The 16,990-nt window shown below is 60.0% G+C and carries 16 protein-coding genes; 8 read left to right on the forward strand and 8 right to left on the reverse strand.

What is annotated here, in order from left to right; genetic code table 11:
• Positions 1-13: 13 nt before the first annotated feature.
• Genes crcB through BM026_RS28880 form a run of 5 tightly spaced genes read right to left on the reverse strand, consistent with a single transcriptional unit; the run spans position 14 to position 5,035 of the window.
• Positions 14-388, reverse strand: a complete 375-nt coding sequence (crcB, locus tag BM026_RS07320; RefSeq protein ID WP_071491888.1) for a fluoride efflux transporter CrcB — start codon at positions 386-388, stop codon at positions 14-16.
• Entirely contained in the window at positions 388-1,710 is a 1,323-nt protein-coding gene (locus BM026_RS07325; RefSeq protein ID WP_071491889.1) for a replication-associated recombination protein A, read from the reverse strand. The genes crcB and BM026_RS07325 overlap by 1 nt, the downstream gene beginning before the upstream one ends.
• 27 nt (positions 1,711-1,737) lie before the next feature.
• The gene (gene lolA, locus BM026_RS07330; protein ID WP_071491890.1) at positions 1,738-2,361 is read right to left on the reverse strand and encodes an outer membrane lipoprotein periplasmic chaperone LolA; all 624 of its coding nucleotides are present in this window, start codon (positions 2,359-2,361) and stop codon (positions 1,738-1,740) included.
• Positions 2,362-2,415: 54 nt separating this feature from the next.
• A complete protein-coding gene (locus BM026_RS07335) occupies positions 2,416-4,824 on the reverse strand; it encodes a DNA translocase FtsK (RefSeq protein ID WP_071491891.1) in 2,409 nt (802 codons plus the stop codon).
• Positions 4,799-5,035, reverse strand: a complete 237-nt coding sequence (locus BM026_RS28880; protein ID WP_139217544.1) for a hypothetical protein — start codon at positions 5,033-5,035, stop codon at positions 4,799-4,801. Before BM026_RS28880 ends, BM026_RS07335 begins: the two co-directional genes overlap by 26 nt.
• Before the next feature lie 288 nt (positions 5,036-5,323).
• Here BM026_RS28880 and aat point away from each other — a divergent pair, with 288 nt between their 5' ends.
• The 3 genes from aat to infA all read left to right on the forward strand — a co-directional run bounded on the left by aat (position 5,324) and on the right by infA (position 7,086).
• On the forward strand, positions 5,324-6,004 hold the full coding sequence (gene aat, locus BM026_RS07340) for a leucyl/phenylalanyl-tRNA--protein transferase (RefSeq protein ID WP_071491892.1): 681 nt from the start codon (positions 5,324-5,326) through the stop codon (positions 6,002-6,004).
• A gap of 55 nt (positions 6,005-6,059) precedes the next feature.
• Complete coding sequence (locus tag BM026_RS07345) at positions 6,060-6,767, forward strand: arginyltransferase (protein ID WP_071491893.1); 708 nt, start codon at positions 6,060-6,062, stop codon at positions 6,765-6,767.
• Between the two features lie 100 nt (positions 6,768-6,867).
• Positions 6,868-7,086 (forward strand): translation initiation factor IF-1, encoded by a 219-nt coding sequence (gene infA / locus BM026_RS07350; protein ID WP_002553999.1) that lies wholly within the window; start codon positions 6,868-6,870, stop codon positions 7,084-7,086.
• Positions 7,087-7,269: 183 nt separating this feature from the next.
• Here infA and clpA read toward each other — a convergent pair whose 3' ends face one another.
• Both clpA and clpS read right to left on the reverse strand, forming a co-directional pair.
• On the reverse strand, positions 7,270-9,540 hold the full coding sequence (clpA, locus tag BM026_RS07355; RefSeq protein ID WP_071491894.1) for an ATP-dependent Clp protease ATP-binding subunit ClpA: 2,271 nt from the start codon (positions 9,538-9,540) through the stop codon (positions 7,270-7,272).
• A 29-nt stretch (positions 9,541-9,569) separates the two neighbouring features.
• A complete protein-coding gene (gene clpS, locus BM026_RS07360) occupies positions 9,570-9,938 on the reverse strand; it encodes an ATP-dependent Clp protease adapter ClpS (protein WP_071491895.1) in 369 nt (122 codons plus the stop codon).
• Between the two features lie 218 nt (positions 9,939-10,156).
• Here clpS and cspD point away from each other — a divergent pair, with 218 nt between their 5' ends.
• Positions 10,157-10,423: a cold shock domain-containing protein CspD gene (gene cspD / locus BM026_RS07365; protein ID WP_092245095.1), complete on the forward strand. Its 267-nt coding sequence runs from the start codon at positions 10,157-10,159 to the stop codon at positions 10,421-10,423.
• A gap of 77 nt (positions 10,424-10,500) precedes the next feature.
• On the opposite strand, the gene icd is transcribed toward cspD, so the two are convergent.
• The gene (gene icd / locus BM026_RS07370) at positions 10,501-11,757 is read right to left on the reverse strand and encodes an NADP-dependent isocitrate dehydrogenase (protein WP_028616796.1); all 1,257 of its coding nucleotides are present in this window, start codon (positions 11,755-11,757) and stop codon (positions 10,501-10,503) included.
• 493 nt (positions 11,758-12,250) lie between these two features.
• Between icd and BM026_RS07375 the strand changes: the two genes are divergently transcribed.
• The 4 genes from BM026_RS07375 (at position 12,251) to hflD (ending at position 16,952) form a co-directional block, all read left to right on the forward strand.
• On the forward strand, positions 12,251-14,476 hold the full coding sequence (locus BM026_RS07375; RefSeq protein ID WP_093527843.1) for an NADP-dependent isocitrate dehydrogenase: 2,226 nt from the start codon (positions 12,251-12,253) through the stop codon (positions 14,474-14,476).
• 225 nt (positions 14,477-14,701) lie between these two features.
• Positions 14,702-15,148: an NUDIX hydrolase gene (locus BM026_RS07380; RefSeq protein ID WP_093123827.1), complete on the forward strand. Its 447-nt coding sequence runs from the start codon at positions 14,702-14,704 to the stop codon at positions 15,146-15,148.
• Between the two features lie 59 nt (positions 15,149-15,207).
• Positions 15,208-16,332: a tRNA 2-thiouridine(34) synthase MnmA gene (gene mnmA / locus BM026_RS07385; RefSeq protein WP_071491899.1), complete on the forward strand. Its 1,125-nt coding sequence runs from the start codon at positions 15,208-15,210 to the stop codon at positions 16,330-16,332.
• Complete coding sequence (hflD, locus tag BM026_RS07390) at positions 16,329-16,952, forward strand: high frequency lysogenization protein HflD (RefSeq protein WP_058425015.1); 624 nt, start codon at positions 16,329-16,331, stop codon at positions 16,950-16,952. Before mnmA ends, hflD begins: the two co-directional genes overlap by 4 nt.
• Positions 16,953-16,990 lie beyond the last annotated feature (38 nt).

Consider the following 16,990-nt stretch of genomic DNA (forward strand, 5'->3'; position numbering starts at 1 on the left):
GGTCTCTCGTTTATCAAAGTTTGGTCAAGGACAGGCCGGCCCAGGTAGCGAGCAGCCCGCCGAATACGCTGATGCCCAGGTACCCGAAGGCTATCAGGGCCTGCCCGCTTTCCAGCAGGCGCAACGTATCCAGTGAAAAGGATGAAAAGGTCGTCAGACCGCCTACAAAGCCGACAATCAAGCCGGCGCGAATTTCAATCGGTACTTCCGGGCGCAACAGGAACCAGCCGTACAACAGCCCGATGATCAGGCAGCCCACCAGGTTGACCGCCAGGGTCGCCGCGTAAAAATGCCTGGGCCAGTTGGCGCTGACCCAGGTGCCGGTGGCGAAACGCAATAATGTACCAGCGATGCCGGCTGCGGACACGGCAAGAATCGTCTTGAACACTACTTTCTCCGCTGTCTGGGGCTGAGTCGATCGAGTTGCGCGAGGTGATTGAGCTTTTCGCCGATCTTCAGCTCCAGGCCACGGGGCACCGGCTGATAGAGCGGCAACGGTTCAAGCTCATCGGGAAAATAGTCTTCACCGGCCGCGTAGGCATCCGGCTCATCGTGGGCGTAACGGTATTCATCGCCATAACCCAGCTGCTTCATCAGCTTGGTCGGCGCGTTGCGCAAGTGCATCGGCACTTCGAGGGAGCCATATTCGGCGGCGGCACGCAGTGCGGACTTGAAGCCCATGTACACCGCGTTGCTTTTTGGCGCACAGGCCAGGTAGGTGATGGCCTGGGCCACCGCCAACTCGCCTTCCGGGCTACCGAGGCGTTCCTGTACGTCCCATGCCGCCAGGCACAGGCTCAGTGCGCGCGGGTCGGCGTTGCCGATGTCTTCGCTGGCCATGCGCACCACGCGGCGAGCGAGGTAGAGCGGGTCGCAACCGCCGTCGATCATGCGTGCGAACCAGTAGAGCGCGCCATCCGGGTTGGAACCGCGCACGGATTTATGCAGCGCCGAAATCTGGTCGTAGAAGGCCTCGCCGCCCTTATCGAAGCGGCGGCGCGTATCGCCGAGCAAGCTTTGCAGAAGGTCGACGCCAATCTCACCGCCGTCTTCGGCCAGGTCGGAGGCGTTTTCCAACAGGTTGAGGAAACGACGACCATCGCCATCGGCGGCCGTCAGCAGGATCTTGAAGCCCTCTTCGCTCACGCTCAGTTGGCGCTTGCCCAAGCCCTTGTCTTCGTTCAAGGCGCGCTGCAGCAGCTTCTGCATCGCCGCCTCGTCCAGGCTTTTGAGCACATAGACCCGCGCCCGCGACAGCAAGGCGTTGTTAAGCTCGAACGAAGGGTTTTCGGTGGTGGCGCCGATGAAGATCAGCGTACCGTCTTCCACATAGGGCAGGAACGCATCCTGCTGCGACTTGTTGAAACGGTGCACTTCGTCGACGAACAGGATGGTGCGCTTGCCGTACTGCCCCGCCTGCTGCTTAGCGACTTCCACCGCCTGGCGGATCTCCTTGACCCCGGCGAGTACCGCCGAGACCGTTTCGAAGTGCGCATCCGAGACCTTCGCCAAGAGCCGCGCCAACGTGGTCTTGCCCACCCCCGGCGGCCCCCAGAAAATCATCGAGTGCAGCGCACCCTGCTCCAGGGCTTCACGCAGGGGCTTGCCGCGAGCGAGCAGGTGTTCCTGACCGACGTACTCATCCAGGTTGGTCGAACGCAGGCGTGCGGCCAGTGGCTGGGCAATCGGGTCACTTCGAAACAGGTCCATGGGCAGCGTTTGAAACCTCTGGGGAATTTATTCCTGGATCACGTCGGCACCCTTGGGGATGTCGAACTTGAACTTGGACGCCGGTACCGGCTGGTTGGCCTTGACCCCGGAGAACAGGATATCGGTGCGCTGGCCGACGCTGTCGATCAGGCGCATGTTGTTGATCACGCCGTTACCGAACGACAAGGACAGGGTGTCAAACAGCGTGTCCTTGGATTTCGGCTTGAGGGTGAATTCGATCACGTTGCTGGTCTGCTTGGAGGTGATGTCGAAGCTGTCGTTGATCTTCGACACGTCACCTGAGAGCAACAGCGCCGGGGTCTGGTTCAGGCGCGGGTCGAGCTTCTTGATGGTCGCCTGTTCCAGGTCCGGGTCCCACAGGGTGACCTTCTGGCCATCGGACACGATGGTCTGCTCGGCCTTGCCCTCGGTGTGCCAGTAGAACAGGCCAGGACGCTGCACGGCCATTTCGCCGGCGGTTTCCTGCAACTGGGTGCCGCCGGCATCCAGGGTCAACTGGGAGAAGCGCGCGGTCAGGGTCTGGGATTTGTCGAGCAGATTCTTCAGGCTGGCGACGGAGGCCGGGTCAGCGTGAGCCGAAACAGCGGTCAGGGCCAGTGCCGGCAACAACAGCATGCGGATAAAGCGCATGGGAGTCCTCATTGAGTAGTCAGGACGCGCCGCGTGCTGTCACGCGGCGCGGGATCAGTCGCGCATCTGCCCGGGGGCAATGACTTCACGCGAGCCGTTGGTGTTCATTGCGGTCACGACGCCAGCGTTTTCCATGGCTTCGATCATACGAGCGGCACGGTTGTAGCCGATTTTCAACTTGCGTTGCACCGCGGAAATCGAGGCTCGACGGCTTTCGAGCACGAACGCCACGGCTTCATCGTACAGCGCATCGGTCTCGGCATCATCGTCGCCACCGCCGCTGCCGCCATCGAAGCCGCTGCCGGCTTCTTCCACACCGGCGAGGATGTCATCGTTGTACTCCGGTGCGCCGCGCAGTTTCCAGGCTTCCACCACACGATGCACTTCATCGTCGGAAACAAAGGCGCCGTGCACCCGGATCGGCAGGCTGGTGCCCGGCGGCATGTAGAGCATGTCGCCATGGCCGAGCAGTTGTTCGGCGCCCCCCTGGTCGATGATGGTCCGCGAGTCGATCTTGCTCGACACCTGGAACGCCATGCGCGTCGGGATGTTGGCCTTGATCAGGCCGGTGATCACGTCCACCGACGGCCGCTGGGTGGCAAGGATCAAGTGAATACCGGCGGCACGGGCCTTCTGGGCAATACGCGCGATCAGCTCTTCAACCTTCTTGCCGACAATCATCATCATGTCGGCGAATTCGTCGACCACCACCACAATGGTCGGCAGCTTGGTCAGCTTTGGCGCTTCGTCGTGAATGCTTTCGCGCCGGTACAACGGATCGTCGATGGTCTCGCCGCGTTCCTGGGCTTCCTTGATCTTGGCGTTGAAGCCCGACAGGTTACGCACGCCCATCTTCGCCATCAGCTTGTAGCGGCGCTCCATCTCGGCAACGCTCCAGCGCAGGGCGTTGGCGGCGTCCTTCATGTCGGTGACCACCGGGCACAGCAGGTGTGGAATGCCTTCGTAGATCGACAGTTCCAACATCTTCGGGTCGATCATGATCAGCTTGGCGTCTTCCGGGCCGGACTTGAACAGGATCGACAGGATCATCGCGTTCACCCCCACCGACTTACCGGAACCGGTGGTACCGGCGACCAGCAGGTGGGGCATCTTCGCCAGGTCGGTGATCACCGGCTTGCCACCGATGTCATGGCCCAGGGCCAGGGTGACCGGCGACTTGAAGTTGTCGTACTCGGGCGTCGACAGCACTTCGGAGAAGCGCACGATCTGGCGGTCTTCGTTGGGAATCTCGATACCCACGGTGGTCTTGCCGGGAATGACTTCCACCACGCGCACGCTGGTCACGGCCAGGGAGCGGGCCAGGTCTTTCGCCAGGTTGGCGATGCGGCTGACCTTCACACCGGCGGCCGGCTGGATTTCGTAACGGGTGATCACCGGGCCGGGATGGATGGAGTCCACCGAGACTTCGACGCCGAATTCCTTGAGTTTGATTTCCAGCAGGTGGCCGACGGCCGCCAGGGACTCTGGGGAATAGTTGAGTTGTTTCTTTTCGGCCGGGTCGAGGATCGAGATCGGCGGCAAGGTGCCTTCGACGGCGCTGTCGATGAACAACGGCGCCTGTTTCTCTTTCTGTACGCGATGGCTCGGTTCGGCCGGCTTGGGCGGCGCGGGAGCAATCACTGGCGGCACCTGCTTCTCGCGGTCCGACATGTGCTTGCTCAAGGCCTGTTCGCGTTCGATCAGGCGTTCCTTGACCTTGGCCTGCTCACGCCGGTCCGGTGTGCTCGGGGCCACCACTTCGTTGACACGGGTGTCGACCTCACGCAGTTGGGCCACCATGCGCTTGCGGTCGACACGGGCCGCCCACCAGCGATTGGCGGCGCCCTGGAACAGCTCCAGCAGGTCGAGGGTGATCTTGCCGGTCACGTCCATCACCTTGAACCATGACAGGTCGGTGAACACGGTGAGGCCGAACAGGAACAAGGCGATGAACATCAGGGTACTGCCCTGGATATTCAGGGTCCGGCGCGCCAGGTCGCCGAGGCTTTCGCCCAGCGCACCACCGGCGCCCGCCGGCAGGCCGGTGGGTGCATGGAAATGGATATGCGCCAGCGCCGCGCCGGACAACACCAGGAACACCAGGCCGATCAGGCGCCAGGAGAACAGCCAGCCGCTCCACTGCCACGGCTCATGGCGCTGGCGGAAGATCTGCCAGGTCTTGATCGCCAGCAGCAACGGGAAGATATAGGCGAAGTAACCCAGCACCATAAACAGGATATCGGCGCTGTAGGAACCGGCAGGGCCACCGAAGTTCTGCACGTCTTCGATCTTGCTGTTGTGGCTCCAGCCCGGATCGTCCTTGCCATAGGTCAGCAAGGCCATCATCAGGAACAGGCACAGCGCGCCGATCGCGATCAGCGCACCTTCCTTGAGGCGATAATGCAGGTGCTGGCGCCAGGCCGGCACGACTGCTGCTTTAGGTGTTGCGGCGGATTTCTTCAAAACGGGTCTTTTCCTGCGCCTTTAGCGCGTCCATCTGTTGAATGACTGCAAATACTGCCCAATCCGAGCAGCTGAAAAATGAACGAGCGTCGTTGAATCTACTGTTTAACACCGGACTATTGCTGGATGAAATGACGATAACGCCACAATGGCCGCATTGTACGGGTTTGTGTCCCTGATGCCACGCCGCTTGGCGCTCTTCCAGCAGCATAGCCAATTGTGTGTCACAAGATGTTCAATTTGAGCATGCATTGTCTTTGCTGACAAAGGCTTATGAGCTGTTTTTACCAATCGAGGCAAGCTTGGCAAATGGCCTGCATGGAACAGACCCGATTACGACCACGCCCCCGGCATAGAGTTGCAGAAACACCTGCTCACGCTAATCCACCTTAATGTCCGATCCGGGCTGGTCCGATGGCGCCAGGTCGACAATAATCAGCACTGCCGCCGCAGGTGTCATTCCTGCCACTCCCCTCCCCTTCCGTAAAGCCTGGATGCCATGCTGACCTGGTTACAACGCGATTCACTGACTTTCCCCCCACTGGCCAAGGCCATGCGCGAACCCAATGGCTTGCTCGCCGCCGGCGGTGATCTCAGCGCCGAACGGCTGATCCAAGCCTACCGTCACGGCTGCTTCCCCTGGTTTTCAGAGGGCCAACCGATCCTCTGGTGGTCGCCCGACCCACGCACCGTGATATTCCCCGACGAACTGCATGTATCGCGCAGCCTGGGCAAACTGTTGCGCCAACAGCGCTACAGCGTGACCTTCGACCAGGACTTCGCCGCCGTTATCCAGGCCTGCGCGGCGCCACGCGCCTATGCCGATGGCACCTGGATCACCGAAGGCATCCAGAGCGCCTATCTGGAACTGCACCAGCGCGGCTACGCGCATTCGGTGGAGGTCTGGGACAAGGGTGAACTGGTAGGCGGCCTCTACGGCCTCGCAATGGGCCAGCTGTTTTTTGGTGAGTCCATGTTCAGCCGCGCCGACAACGCTTCGAAATTCGGCTTTGCCACGCTGACCCATCAATTGCAGGCCTGGGGCTTTGTGCTGATCGACTGCCAGATGCCCAACGATCACCTGCACAGCCTGGGTGCCCGCGCCATATCCCGCAGCGACTTCGCAGGGTTCCTGCACGACCATCTGGACCAGCCCAACGCCGGACCGTGGGTTTCCTAGGCGACATCCGCGCTCCTGGCTTACACTTATTTCAAAGCTTATCCGAGGGTTGATCATGACCGAGTTGGCGCGTTTGAAGTTTTATGCCACTCAACCCCACTCTTGCAGCTATCTGCCCGACGAGCAGGCCACCACGCTGTTCCTCGACCCCAGCCAGCCTATGGACGTGCATGTGTATGCCGACCTGTCGGAGATGGGGTTTCGGCGCAGTGGCGATCATCTGTACCGGCCGCATTGCCAGAACTGTAATGCCTGCGTGCCCGCACGCATCCCCGTTGCGCAGTTTCTACCGGACCGCAACCAGAAACGCATCCTCAAACGCAACGCCGACCTGACGGTGACGTCGGCCAAGCCGCGCTTCACCGAAGAATATTTCGACCTTTACCAGCGCTACATCGAGCAACGCCACGCTGACGGCGATATGTTCCCGCCCAGCCGCGATCAGTTTTCCACGTTCCTGGTCCGCGACCTGCCCTTCTCGCGCTTCTACGAATTTCGTGCGGACGGTCGGCTGGTGGCTGTCGCGGTGACCGATCTGTTGCCTAACGGCCTGTCGGCGGTCTACACCTTCTATGAACCCGCCGAAGAACGCCGCAGCCTGGGACGCTTTGCGATCCTCTGGCAGATTGGCGAAGCCTTGCGCCAGGAACTGGAGGCGGTGTACCTCGGCTACTGGATCAAGAACTGCAAAAAGATGAACTACAAGACCCAATATCGGCCCATTGAACTGCTGATTAATCAAAGATGGGTCGTGCTTAACTAGAACCCCTTGGCTTGAACACCCTTTTTCGGGCACAATGCACGCCGCTTTTGCCTGGCGCAGTTGCACCGGGCCATTCACTGGATACCGAGGGCTTTACTGCATGTCGAAAGAAGACAGCTTCGAAATGGAAGGCACTGTCGTCGACACCCTGCCCAACACCATGTTTCGTGTGGAGTTGGAAAATGGGCACGTCGTAACCGCGCATATCTCCGGCAAGATGCGCAAGAACTACATTCGTATTCTTACCGGTGACAAAGTGCGCGTCGAGCTGACGCCCTATGACTTGAGCAAAGGGCGCATCACTTACCGCGCTCGCTAAGCAAGTCAATACAAAACGCCCGGTTATGCCGGGCGTTTTTGTGTGCGTGCTATTTACCAAGTGCCACAACCCAATGCGGGAGGGGGCTTGCTCCCGATAGCGGTAGATCAGTCACCCATGTAGCGACTGAAACACTGCTATCGGGGGCAAGCCCCCTCCCACATTGACGCTCGCCGCTATGGATCAGGCCATTTCAGCCGTGGTTTCGAACTCGAAGGTCAGCTCGCCATCCTTCAGGTCGATGTGCACTACGCCACCATGGTCGGAAAGCTCGCCAAACAGGATCTCTTCGGCCAGCGGCCGCTTGATCTTGTCCTGGATCAGACGCGCCATTGGGCGTGCGCCCATTGCCGCATCGTAGCCGCCTTCGGCCAGCCAGCTGCGCGCCGCGTCCGTGACCTCCAGCTGCACGCGCTTGTCTTCCAACTGCGCCTGGAGCTCGGTGAGGAACTTGTCCACCACGCTCTTGATAACCTCATGGCTGAGGCGACCAAACTGGATAATGGTGTCCAGGCGGTTGCGGAACTCAGGCGTGAAGCTCTTCTTGATGACTTCCATCGCATCGGACGAGTGATCCTGGTGCGCGAAGCCAATGGAAGCCCGCGCGGCCGTTTCGGCACCGGCGTTGGTGGTCATGATCACGATCACGTTGCGGAAATCCGCCTTGCGCCCGTTGTTGTCGGTCAGGGTCCCGTGATCCATCACCTGCAGCAGCAGGTTGAAGACTTCAGGGTGGGCCTTCTCGATTTCATCGAGCAGCAGCACGCAGTGCGGTTGCTTGGTGATCGCCTCGGTCAACAGGCCGCCCTGGTCGAAACCGACATAACCCGGAGGCGCGCCGATCAGGCGCGACACGGTGTGACGCTCCATGTATTCGGACATGTCGAACCGCACCAGCTCGATACCCATGGCCTTGGCCAGTTGCCGGGCCGCTTCGGTCTTGCCGACACCGGTCGGGCCGGCAAACAGGAACGAACCCACCGGCTTGTCCGGCGACTTGAGGCCTGCACGCGACAGCTTGATCGCGGTGGACAGCGAGTCGATGGCCGCATCCTGACCGAACACGGTCAGCTTGAGGTCGCGCTCCAGGTTACGCAGCAACTCCTTGTCGGAGCTGGTGACGTGTTTTGGCGGAATCCGCGCGATCTTCGCCACAATATCCTCGACCTGCGGCACGTCGATGCGTTTTACACGCTTCTCGACCGGCTGCAGACGCTGGTAGGCACCGGCTTCGTCGATTACGTCGATGGCCTTGTCCGGCATGTGCCGGTCATTGATGTAGCGCGACGCCAGCTCAGCGGCTGAACGCAGTGCTTCATCGGTGTACTCGATGCCATGGTGCGCCTCGAAGCGCCCCTTGAGCCCGCGCAGGATGCCGATGGTGTCCTCTACCGAAGGTTCGGACACGTCGACCTTCTGGAAGCGACGTGCCAGGGCACGGTCTTTCTCGAAGATGCCACGGAATTCCTGGAACGTGGTCGAGCCGATGCAGCGTATATCACCCGACGACAGCAGCGGCTTGAGCAGGTTGGAGGCATCCATCACCCCACCGGAGGCCGCACCGGCACCAATGATGGTGTGGATTTCGTCGATGAACAGGATCGCCTGCGGGCGTTTTTTCAGCTCACCGAGCAGCGCCTTGAAGCGCTTCTCGAAGTCGCCACGGTACTTGGTCCCGGCGAGCAAGGCGCCCAGGTCAAGGGAGTAGACGACGCTGTTGGCCAGCAGGTCCGGCACCTGGTTATCCACGATGCGCTTGGCCAGGCCTTCGGCAATCGCGGTTTTACCCACGCCTGCCTCGCCCACCAGCAACGGGTTGTTCTTGCGACGACGCGCGAGGATCTGCGCGACACGCTCAACCTCGAGCTCACGCCCCACCAGCGGATCGATCCGCCCCTGGCGCGCCAGTTCGTTGAGGTTGCTGGCATAGGCATCCAGTGGATTGCCCGAAGAAGAAGACTCACCGCCCTCGTCGTCCTGCATATCCTGCTCACCCTCGGAATGATCGCCGTGCCCGGGCACCTTGGAGATACCGTGGGCGATGTAGTTGACGACATCGATACGGGCAACGCTCTGCTGTTTGAGCAGGAACACTGCCTGGCTTTCCTGTTCGCTGAAAATCGCCACCAGCACATTGGCGCCCGTGACTTCACGCTTACCGGAGCTCTGAACATGGAACACGGCACGCTGAAGCACCCGCTGGAAGCCCAGGGTTGGCTGGGTCTCACGGTCTTCATCGTGGACTGGAATAAGTGGCGTTGTGGAGTCGATAAACTCCTGCAGGTCATGCTTGAGTTTGTCGAGGTTGGCGCCGCACGCACGTAGAACGGTGGCGGCAGCTTCGTTATCCAAAAGTGCCAGCAGCAGGTGTTCGACGGTCATGAACTCATGACGCTTCGAACGAGCCTCCTTGAAGGCAAGATTGAGGGTGACTTCGAGCTCGCGGTTTAACATAGCTTCACCTCATACCCAAGTGGTCGGCGTTAACCGTCCTTCTCGATTTCACAGAGTAGCGGATGCTGGCTTTCCCTGGCGTACTGGTTGACCTGCATGGCCTTTGTCTCGGCGATGTCGCGGGTAAACACTCCACATACTGCCCGTCCTTCTGTGTGAACGGCCAGCATTACCTTGGTCGCCAACTCGCGGTTCAGGTTAAAAAACACCTCGAGCACTTCGACCACGAAATCCATCGGTGTGTAGTCATCATTGAACAAAACCACCTTGTACATCGGCGGCGCCTGTAGAGCAGGCTTGGCCTCCTGAACAGCAATGCCTGCAGAACCGTCGTCATCATGTTGCTGATCCGGTCGATCCTGATTGAATGTTAGTCGAATCTGGCTGTTTGCATGCATGGAAAGAAAGGTTCGTCAGTGGTTCAAATACAGTGGTGGGGGCGACCTGTCAGAATTTCAACTCTGACCGACTGGTCGCCTTGACTATCGGCGAAACGGTGTTACAACCAATAGAACCCACAGTGGGTAAAAAAGGTCCGCGCAGTCAACCTTATTTATTCGGGTTAGGACGGATAAACTGGATGATACTCCAGTGATGGAGTCTGGTGCAGAGGGATATGGGTATGGCAAGCGGTAAGGTCAAGTGGTTCAACAATGCCAAAGGGTACGGCTTCATTATTGAAGACGGCAAGGATGAAGACCTTTTTGCGCATTACTCAGCGATCAAAATGGACGGTTATAAAACGCTGAAAGCGGGGCAGCCGGTCTCCTTTGACATTATTCAGGGGCCCAAAGGCAAGCACGCGATCGAAATCAGTGCGCCAGTCACCATCGGCACAGCCAAAGAGGGCGTCGCTCAAAAATCAAAAGAGCAATTAGCCTGATCAGCCACCGAGCAGGCGCCCAATAAAAAAACCGGCCATCCCGTTTACGGTGTGGCCGGTTTTTTTACCCCTGTCGCTTACATGTGCGAGATCAGCGCATCACCGAAGCCAGACGAAGACACCAGGGTGGCGCCATCCATCAGACGCTCGAAGTCATAAGTCACAGTCTTGGCAGAAATCGCGCCATTAGTGCCCTTGATGATCAAATCCGCCGCCTCGGTCCAACCCATATGGCGCAGCATCATCTCGGCCGACAGAATCAGCGACCCCGGGTTGACCTGATCCTTGCCCGCATACTTCGGCGCAGTACCGTGGGTCGCCTCGAACATCGCCACGGTATCCGAAAGGTTGGCACCCGGCGCAATACCGATCCCCCCCACTTCCGCCGCCAGCGCATCAGACAGGTAGTCGCCGTTCAGGTTGAGGGTGGCGATCACATCATACTCAGCCGGACGCAACAGGATCTGCTGGAGCATGGCGTCGGCGATAGCATCCTTGACCACCACATTCTTGCCAGTCTTGGGGTTCTTGAACTGCATCCATGGGCCGCCATCCAGCAGCGTCGCACCAAATTCTTCAGCCGCCACCTCATAGGCCCATTCCTTGAAGGCACCTTCGGTGAACTTCATGATGTTGCCTTTGTGCACGATGGTCAGCGAGTCGCGGTCGTTATCCACTACATATTGCAGGGCTTTGCGCGCCAAGCGCTTGGTACCCTCCTTCGAGACCGGCTTCACGCCAATCCCGCAATCCTGGTCGAAACGGATCTTGGTCACGCCCATTTCTTCCTTGAGGAACTTGATCACCTTGATCGCCTCAGGCGAACCTGCCTTCCACTCGATACCGGCGTAAATATCTTCGGAGTTTTCCCGGAAGATCGTCATGTCCACGTCGCCAGGCTTCTTGACCGGGCTGGGCACGCCTTCGAACCAGCGCACCGGGCGCAGGCACACATACAGGTCGAGTTGCTGGCGCAGGGCCACGTTCAGCGAACGGATGCCGCCACCCACCGGGGTGGTCAGCGGGCCCTTGATGGAGACCACGTAATCCTTGACTGCATCCAGGGTTTCCTGGGGCAGCCAGGTGTCCTGGTCGTAGACTTGAGTTGCTTTCTCGCCAGCATAAACCTCCATCCAGGAGATCTTGCGCTTGCCGCCGTAGGCCTTTTCAACAGCGGCGTCGACTACCTTGATCATCACCGGGCTGATGTCGACACCGATACCGTCACCTTCAATGTAAGGGATGATCGGTTGGTCAGGAACATTGAGAGAATGGTCTGCATTGACGGTGATTTTGTCGCCGACTGCCGGAACCTGAATCTTCTTGTATCCCATGCTGAACTCCATCTATGGATTGAACATCTGGCTGCGTTCGAGCCTACTCCAGATAAATGGCGACTGAAACCTCGCGCCATGCTCATTTGCATCGAAAACAGCATAATTTGTCGCCTACAAGCCTGAAAGCAAAGGCAAAATCGCCAATCTTGAGCACATCGTGCGACTTTCGTCGCAATCGGGTACCTGCGACCTTTAGACCAATGGACGACACACCTTTTGTATGAAGGCTCGGCGTAAGCATAGCGACCTATGTATAATGCCGCCGCTGACCAAAGAGTCACGACGGCGGACCGCTCTAGAACACAGCCTTCCGCTACAAAGCAGGACTATTACAATAGTCCACCCGCTTGACGCTCGACTGATGCAACCCAACATCACCGCGAAGAAACCTCGACATTTCGCTCATGGATGACTTTGAACGAACGCGCTCCACCCGGCGCATCTCGAGTTTCTGCGCACGCTTTCAGCAAAGAAGAGAGTTAATCCGAATATGCCCACCCGCTCGAAGATCATCTACACCTTCACCGACGAAGCCCCGGCCCTCGCCACCTATTCACTGCTGCCTATCGTAGAGGCCTTCACCGCTTCCGCTGATATTGCCGTGGAAACCCGCGACATCTCCCTCGCCGCGCGCATCCTCGCAAGCTTCCCCGAGCAACTGGGTGCCAAGGCTATCCCGGACCACCTCGCCGAACTGGGCGACCTGGCCGTTACGCCTGAAGCCAACATCATCAAACTGCCTAACATCAGCGCCTCGACCCCGCAGCTGCAAGCCGCGATCAAGGAACTTCAGGCCCAGGGCTACGCCCTGCCGGACTACCCGGAAACCGTAACCACCGACGCGGAAAAAGAAACCCGCGCACGTTACGACAAGGTCAAGGGCAGCGCCGTGAACCCGGTACTGCGCGAAGGCAACTCCGACCGCCGCGCACCGCTGTCGGTCAAGAACTACGCGCGCAAGCACCCGCACAAAATGGGCGCCTGGACTGCCGACTCCAAGTCGCACGTCGCCCACATGAGCAATGGCGACTTCTACGGCAGCGAAAAAGCCGTACAGATCGAAGGCGCTGATGCTGTCAAAATCGAGCTGATCGCCCAGGACGGCACCGCCACCGTCCTGAAGGAAAAGACCTCGGTACAGGCCGGCGAAATCATCGACACCGCCGTGCTGAGCAAGAAAGCCCTGCGTGCGTTCATCGCCGCTGAAATCGAAGACGCCAAGAAACAAGGCGTGCTGCTGTCGGTTCACCTGAAAGCCACCATGATGAAGGTCTCCGACCCGATCATGTTCGGCCAGATCGTTGCCGAGTTCTATAAAGACGCCCTGGCCAAGCACGCCACCGTGCTGGAGCAGATCGGTTTCAACCTGAACAACGGCATCGGCGACCTGTACGCGCGCATCAAGGCCCTGCCGGCCGAGCAGCAAGCGCAGATCGAAGCTGACATCCAGGCCGTCTACGCGGCTCGCCCTGCCCTGGCGATGGTCAACTCCGACAAAGGCATCACCAACCTGCACGTGCCGAGCGACGTGATCGTCGACGCCTCGATGCCGGCCATGATCCGTGACTCCGGCAAGATGTGGGGCACCGACGGCCAGCTGCACGACACCAAGGCGGTGATCCCGGATCGCTGCTACGCCACCATCTACCAGGCGGTCATCGAAGACTGCAAGGCCAATGGCGCCTTCGACCCAACCACCATGGGCAGCGTGCCGAACGTCGGCCTGATGGCGAAGAAAGCCGAAGAGTACGGCTCCCACGACAAGACTTTCCAGATCAAGGCTGACGGCGTAGTCCGCGTCACCGACAGCAAGGGCAACCTGCTGATGGAACAGAAAGTCGAAGCCGGCGACATCTTCCGCATGTGCCAGACCAAAGACGCGCCGATCCAGGACTGGGTCAAACTGGCCGTCAACCGTGCCCGCGCCAGCAACACCCCGGCCATCTTCTGGCTGGACCCTCAGCGTGCACACGACGGCGTCGTGGTCGAGAAGGTTCAGGCTTACCTGAAAGACCACAACACCGAAGGCCTGGACATCCGCATCATGTCGCCGGTCGACGCGATGAAGTTCACCCTGGAGCGCACCCGCAAGGGCCTGGACACCATCTCGGTGACCGGCAACGTTCTGCGCGACTACCTGACCGACCTGTTCCCGATCATGGAACTGGGCACCAGCGCGAAGATGCTGTCCATCGTCCCGCTGATGAACGGCGGTGGCCTGTTCGAAACCGGTGCCGGCGGTTCGGCGCCGAAGCACGTACAACAACTGGTGGAAGAGAACTTCCTGCGCTGGGATTCCCTGGGCGAGTTCCTGGCCCTGGCTGCGTCCCTCGAGCATTTGGGTGTGACGTACAACAACCCGAAAGCCCTGGTCCTGTCCAAGACCCTGGACCAGGCCACCGGCCAGTTCCTCGACAACAACAAGTCGCCATCGCGCAAAGTCGGCAACATTGACAACCGCGGCAGCCACTTCTACCTGGCGCTGTACTGGGCTCAAGCCCTGGCCGCCCAGACCGAAGACACTGCACTGCAAGCGCAGTTCGGCGAACTGGCCAAGACCCTGACCGAGAACGAGGCAACCATCGTTGCCGAGCTCAACGCCGTCCAAGGCAAGCCAGTGGACATCGGCGGCTACTACGCGCCGAACCCGGAACTGACCAGCAAGGCCATGCGCCCAAGCAACACCCTCAATGCGGCGATTGCCAAGTTGAAGTAAGGTTGTAAGGATGCAAACAAGCCCCGGCCCTGTGCCGGGGTTTCTGTTTATGTGCTTTTTTGCTGAAAAAACCCAATCAAAATGTGGGAGGGGGCTTGCCCCCCGATAGCGGTGGGTCAGGCACAGATAGATCAACTGACACGCCCTCATCGGGGGCAAGCCCCCTCCCACACTGACTGTTATCCTGTTCCAGGACAGCACCGCATCTTAAATCCAGAGGCAACCATGACCTGGCAACCCCACATCACCGTCGCCACCCTCGTCGAAGACGACGGCAAGTTCCTGATGGTCGAAGAACTCAAGGGCGGCCGCGCCGTGCTCAACCAGCCCGCCGGCCACCTCGACCCGCATGAAACCCTGACCGAAGCCGCCATCCGCGAAACCCTCGAAGAAACCGGCTGGGACGTCGAGGCCACTGGTATCGTCGGCATCTACCTGTACACCGCCCCCAGCAACGGCGTGACCTACCAACGGGTCTGCTTCATCGCCAAAGCCCTGAAACACCACCCGGACTATCAACTCGACGAAGGCATCATCCGCGCCCGCTGGCTGAGCCGTGACGAGCTGATGGCGGTACGCGACGACTGGCGCAGCGAGCTGATTATCCGCTGTATCGATGATTATCTGGCCGGCCAGCGCCATAGCCTCGAATTGATCCGCCCTTCTCTTTAGCCTTGAAGGCCTGAGCCTGATAGAATCGCGTCCTTTTTCAAGACACCCGTTGAAACCCTATGCGTGATCCAGCCCCTTCTGACACACAAAAGAAGCGCGTCATCGTCGGCATGTCCGGCGGCGTGGATTCTTCCGTTTCCGCCGTTCTGCTCATGGAGCAGGGTTATGAGGTGGAAGGCCTGTTCATGAAGAACTGGGAAGAAGACGATGGAACGGAATATTGCACCGCCATGGACGACCTGGCGGACGCCCAGGCCGTGTGCGACAAGATCGGCATCAAGCTGCACACCGCCAACTTTGCCGCCGAGTACTGGGACAATGTGTTCGAGCACTTCCTGGCCGAATACAAGGCCGGCCGCACGCCCAACCCGGACATCCTGTGCAACCGCGAAATCAAGTTCAAGGCGTTCCTCGACTACGCCATGATGCTCGGCGCCGACCTGATCGCCACTGGCCACTACGTGCGCCGCCGCGACATCGATGGCCGCACCGAACTGCTCAAGGGCCTGGACCCGAACAAGGACCAGAGCTACTTCCTGCATGCCGTCGGCGGCGAACAGATCGCCAAGACCCTGTTCCCGGTAGGCGAGCTGGAAAAACCCGAAGTGCGCAGGATCGCCGAGAAACACGGCCTGGCTACCGCCAAGAAGAAGGATTCCACCGGCATCTGCTTTATCGGCGAGCGCCGCTTCAGCGACTTCCTCAAGCAATACCTGCCGGCGCAACCGGGCGAGATCCACACCACCGAAGGCGACGTCATCGGCCGTCACCATGGCCTGATGTACCACACCATCGGCCAACGCCAGGGCCTGGGCATCGGCGGCTTGAAAGACGCCGGTGAAGAGCCATGGTACGTGCTGGTCAAGGACCTGGAAAACAACGTGCTGATCGTCGGCCAGGGCAACGAGCACCCGCTGTTGTTCTCCGGCGCTCTGCTCGCTTCGGAAATCTATTGGGTCAACCCGATCGACCTGAGCACGCCACGCCGCCTGACCGCCAAAGTGCGCTATCGCCAGAGTGATCAGCCGTGCACCCTGGAAAAAACCGCCACCGGCTACCGCGCCACCTTCGATGACCCGCAACGCGCGGTCACCCCTGGCCAGTCCGTGGTGTTCTACGACGGCGAAATCTGCCTGGGCGGCGGCGTGATTGAAATCGCCGAAGCCTGGAGCCAGAAGGCATGAGCCCGACCCAGGAGCAATTGACGGCACTGGGCGGGGTGTTCCTCGCCGCGGTATTGGTGGACAAGATCGCCAAGACCGGCCAGGTCACCGAGGCCGGCCTGACCTGCATGCTCGGCAGCCTGCTGATCCGCGACCCCAAGGACACCCTGGAGGTCTACGGCGGCGACGACCTGGCGCTGCGCGAAGGTTATCGCGCACTGATCGGCGCATTGGAGCGCGACCCCAGCACCCTGCAACGCGAGCCGTTGCGCTACGCCCTGTCGATGCTCGGCCTCGAGCGCCAGCTGGCCAAGCGCGAGGACATGCTGGAGGTCATCGGCAAGCGCCTGCCGCAGATCCAGTCCCAGGTGGAACATTTCGGCCCGGCCCACGAGAACGTGATCGCCGCCTGTGGCGCGCTGTACCAGGACACCTTGAGCACCTTGCGCCAGCGCATCCAGGTGCACGGCGACATGCGCAACCTGCAGCAACCGAACAACGCTTCGAAAATCCGCGCCCTGCTGCTGGCCGGTATTCGCTCGGCGCGGTTGTGGCGCCAGTTGGGTGGTCATCGTTGGCAACTGGTGATCAGCCGTCGCAAATTGCTCAAAGAGCTTTACCCGTTGATGCGCAACGAATAAGTCGCAGCAACAGGCCATTTTCAAGCCGTTACGCGTAA

Origin of the sequence: Pseudomonas sp. NFPP24 (assembly GCF_900112095.1) — a bacterium.
Lineage (GTDB): Bacteria > Pseudomonadota > Gammaproteobacteria > Pseudomonadales > Pseudomonadaceae > Aquipseudomonas > Aquipseudomonas extremorientalis.

Excerpts from the sequence above, each read along its gene's own strand:
- BM026_RS07325 (WP_071491889.1), bottom strand. The coding sequence starts at position 1,710 with ATGGACCTGTTTCGAAGTGACCCGATTGCCCAGCCACTGGCCGCACGC.
- lolA (WP_071491890.1), bottom strand. The coding sequence starts at position 2,361 with ATGCGCTTTATCCGCATGCTGTTGTTGCCGGCACTGGCCCTGACCGCT.
- BM026_RS28880 (WP_139217544.1), bottom strand. The coding sequence starts at position 5,035 with ATGCTGCTGGAAGAGCGCCAAGCGGCGTGGCATCAGGGACACAAACCC.
- aat (WP_071491892.1), top strand. The coding sequence starts at position 5,324 with ATGCTGACCTGGTTACAACGCGATTCACTGACTTTCCCCCCACTGGCC.
- BM026_RS07345 (WP_071491893.1), top strand. The coding sequence starts at position 6,060 with ATGACCGAGTTGGCGCGTTTGAAGTTTTATGCCACTCAACCCCACTCT.
- infA (WP_002553999.1), top strand. The coding sequence starts at position 6,868 with ATGTCGAAAGAAGACAGCTTCGAAATGGAAGGCACTGTCGTCGACACC.
- clpA (WP_071491894.1), bottom strand. The coding sequence starts at position 9,540 with ATGTTAAACCGCGAGCTCGAAGTCACCCTCAATCTTGCCTTCAAGGAG.
- clpS (WP_071491895.1), bottom strand. The coding sequence starts at position 9,938 with ATGCATGCAAACAGCCAGATTCGACTAACATTCAATCAGGATCGACCG.
- cspD (WP_092245095.1), top strand. The coding sequence starts at position 10,157 with ATGGGTATGGCAAGCGGTAAGGTCAAGTGGTTCAACAATGCCAAAGGG.
- icd (WP_028616796.1), bottom strand. The coding sequence starts at position 11,757 with ATGGGATACAAGAAGATTCAGGTTCCGGCAGTCGGCGACAAAATCACC.
- BM026_RS07375 (WP_093527843.1), top strand. The coding sequence starts at position 12,251 with ATGCCCACCCGCTCGAAGATCATCTACACCTTCACCGACGAAGCCCCG.
- BM026_RS07380 (WP_093123827.1), top strand. The coding sequence starts at position 14,702 with ATGACCTGGCAACCCCACATCACCGTCGCCACCCTCGTCGAAGACGAC.
- mnmA (WP_071491899.1), top strand. The coding sequence starts at position 15,208 with ATGCGTGATCCAGCCCCTTCTGACACACAAAAGAAGCGCGTCATCGTC.
- hflD (WP_058425015.1), top strand. The coding sequence starts at position 16,329 with ATGAGCCCGACCCAGGAGCAATTGACGGCACTGGGCGGGGTGTTCCTC.